This is a genomic window from Methylobacterium sp. WL8 (assembly GCF_008040045.1).
In the GTDB taxonomy this organism is placed as follows: Bacteria; Pseudomonadota; Alphaproteobacteria; order Rhizobiales; family Beijerinckiaceae; genus Methylobacterium; species Methylobacterium cerastii.
Map to the genome: position 1 here is coordinate 1 of NZ_VRVF01000066.1, position 14,072 is coordinate 14,072.

Below are 14,072 nucleotides of genomic sequence, written 5' to 3' on the forward strand. Positions count from 1 at the left end.
GCGGCAGGGCCGGCGAGGCGCCCCCCGCGACGCCGGCCCTGCCGCCTGTCGCCCCGGCCGCACCGCCGGTCGCCCCGGTTGCGCCGCCCCAGGCGCAGCAACAGGGCACGCCCGCCACCGTACTCGACACCCAGGATTACGAGAGCGTGCTCGGGAAGAGCGTGCGCAGCGCCAACGGCGACGAGCTCGGGCGGATCATCGATCTGATCATCGACAAGGACGGGCGCCCGCGCGCGGCGATCATCGATTTCGGCGGCTTCCTCGGCGTCGGCTCGCGCAAGATCGCCGTCGACTGGCGCGCCCTGCGCTTCACCTCCGACGGCAAGGTCGGGCGGCTGTCGCTGCAGCTGAGCCGCAACCAGGTCCGCGTCTCGCCCGAGTACAAGGCCGGCGAGCCGATCGTGGTCCTCGGCCCGGCGAGCCCCGGCCCCGAGGGCGAGCAGGCGACCGCGCCGGCCGCGGCTCCGCCTACCGTCACGCCGACGCCCGCACCGAGTGCGGCCCCCGCGCCGCCGCCCGCGGCCGCCCCTGCGCCGAAGCCGGCCGACAAGCCGGCCTCGGAGAAGGTGCCCGATAAGTGACGGTGGCCCGTCCGAAGGACCGGCGCGTCATCCCCCCCCGCGAGGCGCAGCGCCAGCCGAGGCTCGACCACGAGATCCGCGCCCGGCCCGTCCGGCTGCGCGAGGCGGCCGTCGAGCCGGCGCCCGCGGCCTCCGGTGCGGACGGCCTGTCGCGGGCGAGCCGGCGCGGCCTCGACCTCTTCGCCTTCTTCGTCGCCAACCTGCAGACCGGGTTCGGGCCGTTTCTGGCGGTGTACTTCACGCAATCGAAGTGGACCCAGTCCGACATAGGCTTCGCGCTCACCGTCGGCAGCCTCGTCAGCCTGCTCGGCCAGGTGCCCGGCGGCGCCTTCGTCGACGCGATGCGCTCGAAGCGCTTCGCCGCCGGCGTCTCGGTGGCTGCGATCTCGGCGAGCGCGCTGGCATTAGCCCTGTGGCCGAACTTCCTGATCGTCCTTTTGGCGATGGCGGTTCATTCCGCGGCGAGCTGCATTCTGACGCCTGCGATCGCCGCGATCAGCATCGGCCTCGTCGGCCATGCCCACGCCGGCGAGCGCCTCGGGCGCAACGCCAGCTTCCAGGCGATGGGCAACGCGGTCGCGGCTGCCGGCATGGGCGCCTGCGGGTACTACCTGTCGAACGACGCGGTGTTCTATCTCACCGCCGCCCTGGTGGTGCCGACGATCATGGCGCTCTCCGCCATCCGTGCCGAGGAGATCGATGCCGGCGTGCGCACGCAGGAACCCGAGGCACGCCCCGCGGACGCCGCTTCCGGCGGCGTGCGGGCGCTGCTCACCAACCGCGCGCTTCTCAGCTTCGCCGCCTGCATGACGCTGTTCTTCCTGGCCAACGCCGCGATGCTGCCGCTCGTCGGCAGCGTGCTGACCCTGCGGGCGAGCGAGACCGCGACCGCGCTGGTGGCCGCCTGCATCATGGTCCCGCAGGCGGTGCTGGCGGTGCTGGCCCCCGCCGTCGGCCGCGCGGCCGAGCGCTTCGGCCGCTACCCGGTGCTGCTCGCGGGCTTCGCCGCGCTTCCCATTCGCGGCCTGCTCTTCGCCTACACAGACAACCCGTACCTGCTGGTGGCGATCCAGGTGTTCGACGGCGTCTCGGCCGCGGTTCTCGGGGTCATGGTGCCGCTCGTGGTCTCCGACCTCACCCGCGGCACCGGCCGCTTCAACCTCGCATTGGGCGCCGTCGGCACCGCCATGGGGATCGGTGCCGCGCTCTCGACCTCGCTCGCGGGGATCCTCGCCGACCGGCTCGGCAGCCACACCGCCTTCCTCGGGCTCGCAGTGGTGGGCGCCGCCGCCTTCGCGCTGGTGGCGCTGATCATGCCCGAGACCCGGCGCGAGGCGGCGCGATGAGGGTCGATGCGTGGGGCGCAACGGCGTCCGGCACCGGATTCGCATGCCGGTCAAACGCCGTTCAGGTTCGCGGGATAAAAGCGCGGCGTAGGTTGGGGCTCACGCAACGGTCGACGAGGCTGTTGCGTTGCCCCGCCGGCGCTGATTTTTATTCGCGTCTCGTCGCCGTGCCGTCCGCCAACGCGTACACCGTGTCGCCCGCCCCTCCGTTCGCACCCTTCTCCATTGCTTCGTTCGCACGCTTGTCCGCCCCTTCGCCCCTCCCCGTTCCGCCGGCCCTCCGCGTCGCCTGAAATCGAGATGCTCATCGCGATGGAAGACCTCTGCCAATACGCCGACCGGCCCTTCGCCTTCGTCGGCCGCTACCTCCGGCGCCGGGCCCTGCCGCACGCCGTGATCTTGGTCGCGGTGCTCGGCGCCGTCGGGTTCTCGGTCTCGACCGACTACGCGCTGAAGGGCGTCGTCGACGCGCTAAGCAAGGGACCCGACGCGCACCTGATCTGGGGGGCGCTCGCGATCCTCATCGCCTTCATCGCCGCCGACAACATGCTCTGGCGCGTGGCCTCGCTCGTCGGGTCCTTCACCTTCGTCGGCGTCACCGGCGACATCCGCCGCGACCTGTTCCGGCACATGACCGGGCATTCGCCGAGCTTCTTCGCCGACCGGCAGCCGGGTACCCTGGCCTCGCGCATCACCGCGACCTCGAACGCGATCTTCACGGTCGAGAACATGTTCGTGTTCAACGTGATGCCGCCCTGCGTCGCGGCCTTCGGCTCGATCCTCTACATCGGTAGCGTCAACCTCACGATGGCGCTCGTGCTGGCCGGCATCTTCGCCGCCGTCGTGGTGCTGATGTTCAAGATGGCGGCGGCCGGAAAGCCGCTGCACCACGACTTCGCCTCCAAGGCCGCCAGCGTCGACGGCGAGATGGTGGACCTCGTCGGCAACATGCCGCTGGTCCGCGCCTTCTCGGCGTTCAAGCGCGAGGGCGTGCGCTTCGAGGGCACCATCGCCAAGGAGATGCGCGCTCGTCGCTCCTCGCTGCTCTACCTCGAGAAGCTCCGGATCGTGCACGCGGTCCTCACCGTGCTCGCCGTGCTCGGCCTGCTCTACTGGGCGATCACCATGTGGGAGGCGGGCCAGGCGACCAACGGCCAGGTGGTGCTCGTCTGCACCCTCGGCATCCGCATCCTCGCCGCCACCCGCGACCTCGCCGTGGCGCTGGTCGACGCGACCCAGCACACCGCCCGCCTCTCGGAGGCGCTGCACACCCTGCTGCAGCCGCACGACCTGATCGACCATCCCGAGGCCGTGCCGCTCTCAGGGTCCGGCGCGCGCATCGAGTTCCAGCACGTCGCCTTCGCCTACCCGGACGGGCGCTCGGTCTTCACCGACTTCGACCTCGTGCTCGAGCCCGGCCAGCGCGTCGGCCTCGTCGGCAAGTCGGGCGGCGGCAAGTCGACCCTGTTCTCGCTGATCCAGCGCTTCTACGAGGCCAAGGGCGGCAAGATCCTGATCAACGGGCACGACATCGACCGGGTGACGCAGGAATCTCTGCGCGAGGCGATCACGGTCGTGCCGCAGGACGTGTCGATGTTCCACCGCACGCTTCGCGAGAACATCCGCTACGGCCGGCCGGAAGCCTCGGACGAGGACGTGTGGAAGGCGGCCGACGCCGCCCACTGCACCGACTTCATCAACGCCCTGCCGGAGGGCTTCGACACCATCGTCGGCGACCGCGGCGTCAAGCTCTCGGGCGGCCAGCGCCAGCGCATCGCGATCGCCCGCGCCATCCTCAAGGACTCGCCGATCCTGCTCCTCGACGAGGCGACCTCGGCGCTCGACGCCGAATCGGAGGAGGCGATCCGCCATGCGCTCGCCAACCTGATGAAGGGCCGCACCGTCATCGCGATCGCCCACCGGCTCTCGACCCTGAAGGACTTCGACCGGATCGTGGTTCTCGAGGGCGGTCGCATCATCCAGGACGGCTCGCCGGACAAGCTCACCCATCTCGACGGGTTCTATCGCGAGCTGATGAAGAAGGAATCGATGTCGATGGGCGCGTTGGTGGCGGCGTAGCCCCGTCACCCCGTCGCCTGTCGGGGCGCATCGATCAGACGAGCCCATTCACCCCGCGACCTCATCCTGAGGCGCCGCAGCGAAGCGAAGGCCTCGAAGGAGCCTTCCAGACTTCACCGCGATCCCTGGCCCCCTCCTTCGAGGCCCGCCGGGGCGGGCACCTCAGGATGAGGGCGAGGTCAGGATAAGGTTTTTCCTCAGATCACCTTCATCGACCGGAACATGAAGCGCCGGGCCTCGTCGTCGAGTTCGGCCTTGAACGCGTGGCGGCCCTTGAGGCTTTCCGCCTTCTGCGCAGCGGGGCGGGCGCTTACCGTGTCGAGCAGCCGTTTCACGTTGGGGAATTCGAGGATCGCGTCCTCGCCGAGGATGAAGGGCAGCATCCGCGCCCAGCCCCACACCGCCATGTCGACGATGCCGTACTCGGCCAGCACGAAGCTGCGGCCGGAAAGATGCGCGTCGAGCACGCTCCAATGGCGCCGCGCCTCGAACACGTAGCGCTCGGCGGCGTAGCCCGTCCGCTCGGCCTCGGGGGCGAAGTGACGGAAGTGCACGCACTGGCCCGAGAACGGCCCGATGCCGGTGGCGACGAACATCAGCCACGACAGCATCTCGCCCCGCGCCGCCTCGCCGTGTGGCAGGAAAGCCCCGGCCTTCTCGGCCAGATGCAGCAGGATCGCGTTCGAATCGAACACCGTCGCGTCGCCGTCGACGAGTGCGGGCACTTTCGCGTTCGGGTTGATCGCGGCGTAGGTCTCCGCGAACTGCTCGCCCCGGCGGGTGTCGATCGGAATCGGTTCGTAGGCGAGGCCGGTCTCCTCCAGGCAGAGGGCGACCTTCATCGGGTTCGGCGAGAGGTTGTAGTAGAAGCGGATCATGGCGTGCGCGTCCTGCATGTGGCCCCGACCGGGGCTTCGCGCGAAGGGCGTATCGGCTGCAAGGCCTCGACGCCCCGATCGGCGCGCGCCCGCCTACTCCACCACCACCTTGTAGCTCTGGCCCGGTTTCAGCGGCACCCCGCGCTCGAGGCCGTTGAGCACCAGGAACCGATCCAGCGCCCTGTCGGGCACCGCCATGCGGCGGGCGAGGTCCTCGGCGCTCGAAGACGCGGCGGCGACGACCTGCAGGCGCAGGGGCTTCAGCGAGGCGGTCTCGGCGGCGGAGACCGAAGCGAGGCTCGCGGTCCAGCGGCGGAAGGCCGGGTCGGGGTCGGTCGCGCCTTTGGCCGCCATGATCAGGCGGAAGGTGGTCTCGCCGACGCGGATCGCGGCGAGCCGGAAGGTCCAGTCCTTGCCACGCGACAGGGCGGTCGCCGCCGGGTGGCCGGTGATCGGCACCACCTCGATCGAGGCCGGGTCGATCGCGTCGTTCCACGTCGCCTTGAGGATGGCGTCGAGGCCCTGGCCGTCCTTGGCCTCGACCTGGTCGAACAGCAGGCGCCGGCTGCCCTCGTTGGTGGTGCCGAGCACCGCGTTGCGGGTGTTCTCGATCGAGAAGCCGTCCGGAACCTCGAAGGCGATGCCGAGGCTCGGATGCACGAAGCGGTGCCCGCGCACCGCGCCCTCGCCGGGGTTGTCGCCGTAGGCGAGACCGTCGACCGCCGCGAGGTAGACGGCCCGGTCGTCGACGCCGATGCCGGGCGCGCCGGTGCGCCGCGCGGCGCGGGTGACGAGGCCGATGCGCTCGGTGGTGCCCGGATGGGTCGCGAGCATGTCGGGCTCGGCCGCGGTGCCGCCGCCGGCCTTCAGCGCCAGCGTCCGGTTGAGCGCCGTGAGGAAGCGGCCGGCGCCGTAGGGGTCGTAGCCGGCCTTCGCCAGCGTGCGCACACCGGCGGCGTCGGCCTCCAGCTCCTGCTCGCGGGAGAAGCGGGCGAGGGCGAAGCGCGACTGGCTCTGCAGCTGCGCGCCGGTGGCGGGATCGTTCAGCACGTCGGCGACCACGCGGCTGACGAGCTGCGAGCGCAGCTCGAGTTCGGTCCGCGCGGTCGCGTGGTTCAGCGTCACGTGCGCGATCTCGTGGGCGAGCACCGCCGCGATCTCCGAGGTGTCGCTCGCCAGCGCCACCAGGCCGCGGGTGACGTAGAGGCGGCCGCTCGGCAGGGCGAAGGCGTTGACCACGGGCGAATCGAGCAGCGTCACCACGTAGGTCTGATCGGGCCGGTCGCTCGCCGCGACGAGGCGGTCGGTCACCTCGGTGAGCAGGCGCAGGGTCGCGGGCGCACGGTATTCCCCGCCGAAGGAGGCGACGAGCTTGGTGTGGTCGGCATCGGTGACGTTGGCCGGCCGGCCGGTGGTGCGCGGCGCCTCCGGCGGCACGGCGACGACGGCAGGGACCAGCACCGAGCCGGTCTGCTCGCCGGCGCAGGCCGAGAGCGCGAGCAGCAGCGCGAGCGCCAGCGGCCGGCGCGCCGCCGCTCCGCCCCGCCGCATCTCCGTTCTGCCCTGCGTCCTGCCGTCCATCATGCCGTTCAGCGCCGCAGCGCCCGCTCCCCGTCCACGCCGGCGACCGCCGTCGGCGCCTCCAGCACTTCGATCGTCTCCGGCACCGCGACCTCGAGGGTCGGCCCACGACGGATCTCGACGACCCCGCGCACCCGCACCCGCGCATCCTTGAGCCGATCCGCACTCAAACCATGTTCGCGCGTCCTGCGCCAAGTGCGTTTCGACACTGTGACCGTGAGCCCATCCTCGCCCCGCCCCGCGAAGTCGAGGTAGCTCCGGCTCGGGCGTTCGCCGACGTGGCGGATCGTGCCCTGGACCACCGCGAACCGGCCCGCCGCCGCCCGCAGGGCCGCACCGTCCCCGGCCTCGATCGGCGGATGGCGCCAGAGCCCGAGCCCGGCGCGCCGCGCGGTCTCCTCGACCGCGAGCAGTCCCGGGCGGCACAGGGCGTCGCCCTCGCCGGCGTCCACCAAACCCAACCCCGCGCCGACGAGGTCGCCGGCGAGGTCGATCCCGTCATCCTCCGCCACCGCGTCGATCCGCACGCGTCCCCAGCGGTCGGCCTCGCCGCGGGCGACGACGGTGAGCGTGCCGCCGCGCCGAGCCGTCAGCCGGTCGGCCGCGGCTTTGGCGACCTCCGGGTCGTCGGGCCAGCGCAGGGACCCGAGCACCGCACGGGCGCCGGAGGCGAGCACGAGCTCGCCGCGGGGCTCGACCGCGGACAGGGTGTCGGCCCGCGCCGCCCCCGCTACGCATTCGCCAGCCCCGGATCGCGGTGCCGCCGAGGCGCAGGAGCGGGCGCCGAGGATCGTGGCGCAGGCCACGCCCACGAGCATCCGCCCCGTCCTTCCCATCGCCCCGCCTCCCGCGCCCCAATCGGAACACCGCGAATCCCTAAGGACAGCATGCCCCGGATCGGGCCGCTCCGCCCAGCGCAGGCTGGCAACAGGTCGGCCGCTTTGGGTTCCGGGTGGACTCGCGCTGCGACGATGGTACAAACGATCGGTACGTCTCCGTAGCTCAGCTGGACAGAGCACAGGTTTCCTAAACGCAAATTGGGCGCCGCATCGGGAAACCGCGCGGCGGATCCGCTCAAATTCGGGGAACGCTTCCGGTCCCGGCGATTCAGGTCGCCGGAACCCTGCCGATCCCGAGCCAAGCCCGCGCAGTGCCATGCACGGGAAGGTGTAGAGACTAGACGGGCGGCACCTAAGGGCGCCTTCGGGCGCCTACGGCGAAGGGATAGTCCAGGCCACGAACGCGGGCACCCGCCCGCGGCGGCGAAAGCCGAAGTGGTATGAAACCTGGGGTCGCAGGTTCGAGCCCTGCCGGGGACGCCACATCTCTCATCGCTGCGGAATGCGGCCGAGCGGCGGGGCCTGGAAGCGCATGCGTCCACCCAACTTGAACGCCGTTCCGGTCCTGAGCCGGCTGCACCAGCGATCAAGACTACGGTGACGGGACGATCGTACCAGTGAAATCGACGGGAAGTGGGAACCAGTTGCTCGCGCAACGGTTGCCGCCGGGATCGTCCACCCTGGGACGATCCTTTCACAGGACCACACCCACCCGTGACCGCGAGCGTCGACAGATCGGAACTCCGGCAGATCATCGCCGGCCTGACCGAAGGGGTGATCCTCGTCGAGCCCGACCAGAGCATCGTCTGGGCGAACGACGCGGCGCTCGCCATGCACGGCGCCGAAAACCTCGCCGAGCTCGGCGAGACGGTCGATGCGTATCGCGCCCGGTTCTCCCTGCGCTACCGCAACAACCGTCTGCCGGAGCAATACCCGATCGAGCGCGTGGTGCGCGGCGAGACCTTCCACGACGTCATCGTCGACGTGAAGCGCACCGACAAGCCGGACGTGGACTTCGTCCACTCGCTCCGCAGCATTGTGGTGACGGACGCCTCCGGCACGCCGAGCTGCCTCGCCCTGATCCTCCAGAACGTAACCCCGCAATTCGAGGCGGAGGAGCGGTTCGAGAAGACCTTCAACGCCAACCCGGCGCCGGCCGTGATCTGCCGGCTGTCGGACCTGCGCCACGTCAAGGTGAACGTCGGCTTCCTCGAGATGACCGGCTACACCCGTGACGCCGTGATCGGCCGCAGCGTCTACGAGGTCGACGTGCTGGCCGGGGCGCGCAGCCGCGACCTCGCGATCTCCCGCCTCAACGAAGGCGCCACCATCCCGCAGATGGAGGCCTGCCTCGAGCTGCCGGATGGCGGCACCCGCTTCGTCATCGTCGCCGGGCAGCCGATGGAGCTCGGCGACGAGCCGTGCATGCTGTTCAGTTTCGCCGACCTGGAGCTGCGCAAGAAGGCCGAGACGGCACTCCGCCAGAGCGAGGAGCGCTTCGCCAAGGCGTTCCAGCTGACGCCCGTGCCGACCATGCTGTGCCGGGCCGAGGGCTTCGCCATCACCGGCGTGAACGAGGCCTTCACCCGCGTCTTCGGCTACGGGCAGGACCGCGTGGTGGGCCGCACGCCCGACGAGATCGGCCTCTGGACGAAGGATGCGGCCCGCCTGCGCTTCGAAGGCGCCGTGATGCGTACCGGCTTCGTGCTCGGGCTCGAGACCTGCCTGCACGCGGAAAGCGCCGGCGACCTCGATTGCCTCGTCTCCGCCGAGCGCGTCACCATCAACGACGAGGCGTTCGTCCTGGCGGTGCTGCAGGACATCACCGACCGCAAGCGCTCCGAGCGCGACCTGTTCGAGGCGATCGAGGCGGTGATGGCCGACACGTCCTGGTTCAGCCGCGGGCTGATCGAGAAGCTCGCGAGCCTGCGTCATCCGGGGGCGGAGACCGCCGAGGACCCGACCCTCAGCCTGACCGTGCGCGAGCGGCAGATGCTCGGCCTCGTCTGCGCGGGGTTGAGCGACGACACCATCGCCAAGCGACTGAACCTGTCGCGCAACACCGTCCGCAACCACACCGCCGCGCTCTACCGCAAGCTCGGCCTGCACAAGCGCTCCGAGGTGATCGTATGGGCGCGGGAGCACAACCTGCCGGCAACGATCCAGAAATGAATAAATCAGAATACCAGTACTTTCGTACCATTGCCTCCGGAGGTGACGCCACCATCTCCAAGGTGACCCGAAGCTGAGGCCAAGCTCGGTCAAAGAGCACCGGAAGAGCACCCCACCAAGCGCAACGACAGTACGGCACCGGAGCAAGAACAGCGCGGGCCGAAACCGTCCCCTCGAACCTCTGCGGATCACGCCGCGCGTTCGATCGGACGGGATCGTGCCCAGCGAAACCAACGCACCCAGAACCGCAGGTCCGGCCCGAACGCGGGCAGAACCGCGCGGGCCACACCGAACCTCGTTTTTCGAAGTCCGACGCGAAGCCCGGGTCCACGCGCATGTCGTAGCCCGGGCGACGCGCCGCACTCGTCTCCACACCCTCTCAGAACAGGACGGACATCATGGTCGATACGGATCGCGTCACCGGCGCAGCGAAAGAGTTCGTCGGCAGGGCACAGGGCGCCGTCGGCGACCTCGTCGGGTCGCGCAACGACTCGGTCGAAGGCCGCTTTCGCGAAGCGCAAGGCTCGGCCGAGAACCTCTACGGCCAAGCCAAGGACGCCGTCCGGAACGTCGCCGACGACGCCGCGGACTACGCCGAGGACGCCTACGAGAACGGCGGCCACTACCTGCGCCAGGGCCGTCGGGCCGTGAGCCACCAGGTCGAGGAGAGCCCCTTCGTCGCCCTGATGATCGCCGGCGCCGTCGGCTACGGCCTCGCCCTCCTCATCCATTCCCGCCGCTGACACCCGTCCTCGTCGCGTCTAGTCTTTCGGAGTCCATCGTGGCCACAACCTCCACCATCCCCACCGCACCCTCGGCGAGCGCCGTCTCGACCGTCCACCTGCACCAGGCCTCCTGGGGCGCGATCTTCGCCGGCGCCGTCCTGGCGCTGGTCGCCCAGGTGATCCTGAACATGGTCGGCGTCGGCATCGGCCTGTCCAGCGTCGGCGGTCCCGCCGCCGACAACCCCGCCGCCTCGACCCTGTCGATGGGCGCCGGCCTCTGGTTCGTCGGGTCCGGCATCGTCGCCGCCCTCGTCGGCGGCTTCCTCGCCGGCCGCCTTTCGGGCAAGCCGGTCGCCGCCACCGCCGGCTATCACGGCCTGGTGTCGTGGGCGGTGAGCACCCTCGTCGTGCTCTACCTGCTCACCTCCGCCGTCGGCGGGATCGTCGGCGGCGCGTTCGGCGCGGTGACCAGCACGCTGGGCGGCGCCGGCTCGCTCGTCGGCGGCACCGTGCAGACCGCGGCCCAGGCGGCTGCGCCCTCGCTGTCCAAGATCTCGAACCCGCTCGACGGGATCGAGAACACCGTCCGCCAGCAGGCGGCCGGCCAGGACCCGCAGGCGCTCCGCGACGCCGCCGCCTCCGCCGTCCGCGCCCTGCTCTCGGGCGACCCGGCCCAGAAGGCCCAGGCCGAGAACCGCGCCGCCGACGCGCTGGCCAAGGCCCAGGGCATTCCGGCCGACCAGGCCAAGGCGCAGATCCAGGACTACGAGAAGCAGTACGACGCCGCCGTCGCCGACGCCAAGCAGAAGGCCAAGGTCGCCGCCGAGGCCACCCGCAGCGCCGCCACCCAGGGCGCGTTCTACGGCGCCCTGGCGCTGATCCTCGGCGCGCTCGCCGGCTTCCTCGGCGGCCGCTTCGGCGCCGTCGGCCCGGCTGTCGCCTACGGCACCACCCGCCGCGCCTGATCCCCACCTCGCTCCTTCGGCCCCGGTACGCCGGGGCCGGCATCCCGCCGGTCGGATCGGGCCGGTTTCCGATCGACCCAAGACAGGAGCACGTTCGATGAGCAGCACCACCGACAAGATCAAGGGCCTGGCCAACGAGGCCGTCGGCAACGTCAAGCAGGGCGTCGGCAACGTCACCGGCAACGACAAGCTCGTGGCCGAAGGCAAGGCGCAGGAGCTGAAGGGCGAAGCCCAGAAGATCGTCGGCGACGCCAAGGACGGCGCCCAGAACCTCGCCGACAAGGTGAAGAGCAAGTTCTGATCACCGCGCGCGTCCCCGCGACGCGCCCGACCCGATGTGGCGGGACGGCCCACGACGCCGTCCCGCCCCCCTTTTCACCCCTCACCGACGGAGCCCGACCATGAACCGCGATGAATTCCGTGGCGCCAAGCGCCACCTCAAGGGCCGCGCCCAGACCACCCTCGGCGGCCTCACCGGCGACGCCGGCCGTCAAGTCCGCGGCGCCGTCGACCAAGTGGCCGGCGGGGCGCAGTACGCCTACGGTCGCGCCCGAGACCGGGCCGAGGACCTGATCGACGACGGCACGCACCTTGCCCGCGAGGCCCGGCGCCGCGGTGAATCGCTCGTCGACGACGGCAGCCGCTACGCCCGCGACGCGCGTCGCCGTGGCGAGACCTACGGCCGGCAGGCCCTCGGCTACGCCGACGAGAACCGCGCCACCACCCTCATCGCCTTCGCCGCCGTGGCCTTCGCCGCCGGCTGGCTGCTGCGTCCCACGCGCTGACACCCACCGAACAGGACAGCCCCCATGATCCGCAAGCTCCTCACGGCGTTCATCGTGCCGAAGCTCATCGCCTATGTCGGCCGGCGCTTCGGCGGCGGCGTCGGTCGCCGGCCGCGCTGAGCCATCCCAGGCTCCGGAGGCGTCCGCGTCCGGAGCCGGTTACCGCGGCCCGACCCAGCGGTCCGGTCGGAGCGCAGTTAAACGCAGGCATATGCCTGCATCTTCGGTCATGGTATCTGGGCATCGTCGGCAAGCCGGCCGACACGAGGCGAACGATGGCGAAGGGTGTGCGAGCCCGCACCGATGTGGAAGTCGCCTCCGGCACCCATCGGAGCCGGTGCAGCAACGCCGCCCTGCGTAAGGCGACGCGCAACATCGGGCAGCTCTACGACGAGGTGCTGGCGCCGTGCGGCCTGCGCACGACGCAGCACAGCCTGCTCGTGACGGTCCGCGCGCTGGGCACCCCGACCATGGGACAGCTCGCCGAGACCATGGTGATGGACTTGTCCGGCCTCGGCCATACGCTGAAGCCGCTGGCTCGCGACGGGTATCTCCGCCTCGTCCCCGACGCGGCCGACCGCCGCGTCCGCCGCGTGGCGCTCACCGATCTCGGCGCCGCGAAGCTGGAACAGTCGATCCCGCTCTGGCAGGACGCGCAAACGCGCTTCGAGGCCGCCTTCGGCCGCGAGCGGACCGATGCGCTGCGCGACGTCCTCGCCGCCCTGGCCAGGCCGGGGTTCCGCGCGGCGTTCGCTCGAGGCGCGCGACCCGACGAGGCGGGCTGACCCGACCGCGCCGGCGATTCCTCAGAACAGGGCGACCAGGGCGACGCCGCCGACCATCAGGATGCCGCCGAGGATGCGCCAGGGCGTCGCCGGATGCACCGCGAAGCCGACCCAGCCGAAGTGATCCAGCAGCACCGAGGTGACGACGCCCGCCGTCACCAGCAGGCCGAGGAAGGCGCCGGCGCCGATCTCGCGGGCGATCAGCAGCTGCGTGATCACGATGCCGCCGCCGAAGACGCCGCCGAACCAGCCCCACCATGGGATCGACGCCATCCCCCCGGAGGACGGCCAGGACAGACGGCCGGTGACGAGGCCGACGACGAGCACGGTGGTGGCCGTGGTGATCCCGACGACGAGGCCGGCGGCGATCGGCTGCGAGAAGCCCTTGGCCAAGGCCGCGTTCTGTCCGGGCTGGATGGCGTTGGCGATCCCGGCGAGCAGGACGACGCCGTAAAGGTACCACATGCGAGGATTCCAGGCCGGTGGGGGTGATGCCGTCCGGCCGACCAACCGAGGCGCGATGACGCCGCACCGCTCTGCCAACCGCCCGGCGCCGTCCCTAGATCCGAACGTCCCGCCCTGTCCCGGACCCGACCCGCGTGCTCCGCATCGCCCTCCTCGTCTTCGTGTTCGTATTCCTCGCCCCGATCGCGGTGTCGGCGGCCCTCTACTACCTGCGCAACGACGTCGCCGACTGGCGCACCGCCGACCGGTCGAGCGCCGGCCTCCTGCCGCCGGCGGCGCAGAACCCGGCGGCCGTGGTGCGGGTGTTCTCGGCGCGGACGGTGAGCTGGCGCGGCATCATCGCGAGCCACAGCTGGATCGTCGTGAAGGGCGCGGGCGACCGCGCCTACCGGCGGTTCGACTACACCGCCTGGGGCATGCCGATCTGGGTCGACCGCTTCGTGCCGGACGGGCGCTGGTTCGGCAGCGTGCCGGAGCTGGTCTTCGCCGCCGACGGGGCCGATGCGGAGCAGATGCTGCCGCGCATCCGCGAGACCATCGCCACCTACCGCTATGCCAAGCTCGGCGACTACCACCTCTGGCCCGGGCCGAACTCGAACACCTTCGTGGCCGCGGTGATGAGCGCCGTACCGGAGATGCGCGCCAGCCTGCCGGCGACGGCGATCGGCAAGGACTTCCCCTACGACGGCCGCTGGGTCGGCCTCACGCCGTCGGGAACCGGGTTCCGGATCAACCTCGGCGGCTATCTCGGGCTGACGCTCGGCTGGGTCGAGGGCTTCGAGGTCAACCTCCTCGGCGCCGTCGCGGGCCTCGACATCCGCCGCCCCGGCCTCAAGCTGCCGGGCCTCGGCCGCGTCGGCATCTGACCCGT

The 14,072-nt window shown here is 71.2% G+C and carries 14 protein-coding genes; 10 read left to right on the forward strand and 4 right to left on the reverse strand.

The window, feature by feature from the left end; genetic code table 11:
* The 3 genes from FV234_RS19895 to FV234_RS19905 all read left to right on the forward strand — a co-directional run.
* A partial coding sequence (locus tag FV234_RS19895; RefSeq protein WP_147831207.1) for a PRC-barrel domain-containing protein occupies nucleotides 1-581 on the forward strand: 581 nt, incomplete at its 5' end.
* 146 nt (nucleotides 582-727) lie between these two features.
* On the forward strand, nucleotides 728-1,927 hold the full coding sequence (locus FV234_RS19900) for an MFS transporter (RefSeq protein ID WP_238272598.1): 1,200 nt from the start codon (nucleotides 728-730) through the stop codon (nucleotides 1,925-1,927).
* Nucleotides 1,928-2,239: 312 nt separating this feature from the next.
* On the forward strand, nucleotides 2,240-4,006 hold the full coding sequence (locus FV234_RS19905) for an ABC transporter ATP-binding protein (RefSeq protein WP_147831243.1): 1,767 nt from the start codon (nucleotides 2,240-2,242) through the stop codon (nucleotides 4,004-4,006).
* A gap of 197 nt (nucleotides 4,007-4,203) precedes the next feature.
* On the opposite strand, the gene FV234_RS19910 is transcribed toward FV234_RS19905, so the two are convergent.
* The 3 genes from FV234_RS19910 to FV234_RS19920 all read right to left on the reverse strand — a co-directional run bounded on the left by FV234_RS19910 (nucleotide 4,204) and on the right by FV234_RS19920 (nucleotide 7,283).
* Nucleotides 4,204-4,884: a glutathione S-transferase N-terminal domain-containing protein gene (locus FV234_RS19910; RefSeq protein ID WP_147831209.1), complete on the reverse strand. Its 681-nt coding sequence runs from the start codon at nucleotides 4,882-4,884 to the stop codon at nucleotides 4,204-4,206.
* A gap of 93 nt (nucleotides 4,885-4,977) precedes the next feature.
* Nucleotides 4,978-6,435, reverse strand: a complete 1,458-nt coding sequence (locus FV234_RS19915; RefSeq protein ID WP_246686244.1) for a M48 family metalloprotease — start codon at nucleotides 6,433-6,435, stop codon at nucleotides 4,978-4,980.
* 38 nt (nucleotides 6,436-6,473) lie between these two features.
* Entirely contained in the window at nucleotides 6,474-7,283 is an 810-nt protein-coding gene (locus FV234_RS19920; RefSeq protein WP_246686242.1) for a pentapeptide repeat-containing protein, read from the reverse strand.
* A gap of 735 nt (nucleotides 7,284-8,018) precedes the next feature.
* Here FV234_RS19920 and FV234_RS19925 point away from each other — a divergent pair.
* The 6 genes from FV234_RS19925 to FV234_RS19950 all read left to right on the forward strand — a co-directional run bounded on the left by FV234_RS19925 (nucleotide 8,019) and on the right by FV234_RS19950 (nucleotide 12,736).
* Nucleotides 8,019-9,476 carry a PAS domain S-box protein gene (locus FV234_RS19925; RefSeq protein WP_147831215.1) on the forward strand — a complete coding sequence of 486 codons (1,458 nt, stop codon included), beginning with the start codon at nucleotides 8,019-8,021 and terminating at the stop codon, nucleotides 9,474-9,476.
* Nucleotides 9,477-9,874: 398 nt separating this feature from the next.
* Nucleotides 9,875-10,219, forward strand: a complete 345-nt coding sequence (locus FV234_RS19930) for a CsbD family protein (RefSeq protein ID WP_147765095.1) — start codon at nucleotides 9,875-9,877, stop codon at nucleotides 10,217-10,219.
* A 38-nt stretch (nucleotides 10,220-10,257) separates the two neighbouring features.
* Nucleotides 10,258-11,166, forward strand: a complete 909-nt coding sequence (locus tag FV234_RS19935) for a PhnA-like protein (protein ID WP_147831217.1) — start codon at nucleotides 10,258-10,260, stop codon at nucleotides 11,164-11,166.
* A 97-nt stretch (nucleotides 11,167-11,263) separates the two neighbouring features.
* Entirely contained in the window at nucleotides 11,264-11,467 is a 204-nt protein-coding gene (locus FV234_RS19940; RefSeq protein ID WP_147831219.1) for a CsbD family protein, read from the forward strand.
* Nucleotides 11,468-11,567: 100 nt separating this feature from the next.
* Nucleotides 11,568-11,951 carry a CsbD family protein gene (locus tag FV234_RS19945; RefSeq protein ID WP_147831221.1) on the forward strand — a complete coding sequence of 128 codons (384 nt, stop codon included), beginning with the start codon at nucleotides 11,568-11,570 and terminating at the stop codon, nucleotides 11,949-11,951.
* A 275-nt stretch (nucleotides 11,952-12,226) separates the two neighbouring features.
* The gene (locus tag FV234_RS19950; RefSeq protein WP_147831223.1) at nucleotides 12,227-12,736 is read left to right on the forward strand and encodes a MarR family winged helix-turn-helix transcriptional regulator; all 510 of its coding nucleotides are present in this window, start codon (nucleotides 12,227-12,229) and stop codon (nucleotides 12,734-12,736) included.
* A 21-nt stretch (nucleotides 12,737-12,757) separates the two neighbouring features.
* On the opposite strand, the gene FV234_RS19955 is transcribed toward FV234_RS19950, so the two are convergent.
* Nucleotides 12,758-13,201, reverse strand: a complete 444-nt coding sequence (locus FV234_RS19955; protein ID WP_147831225.1) for a DMT family transporter — start codon at nucleotides 13,199-13,201, stop codon at nucleotides 12,758-12,760.
* A 134-nt stretch (nucleotides 13,202-13,335) separates the two neighbouring features.
* Between FV234_RS19955 and FV234_RS19960 the strand changes: the two genes are divergently transcribed.
* Nucleotides 13,336-14,067 (forward strand): DUF3750 domain-containing protein, encoded by a 732-nt coding sequence (locus FV234_RS19960; protein WP_147831227.1) that lies wholly within the window; start codon nucleotides 13,336-13,338, stop codon nucleotides 14,065-14,067.
* Nucleotides 14,068-14,072 lie beyond the last annotated feature (5 nt).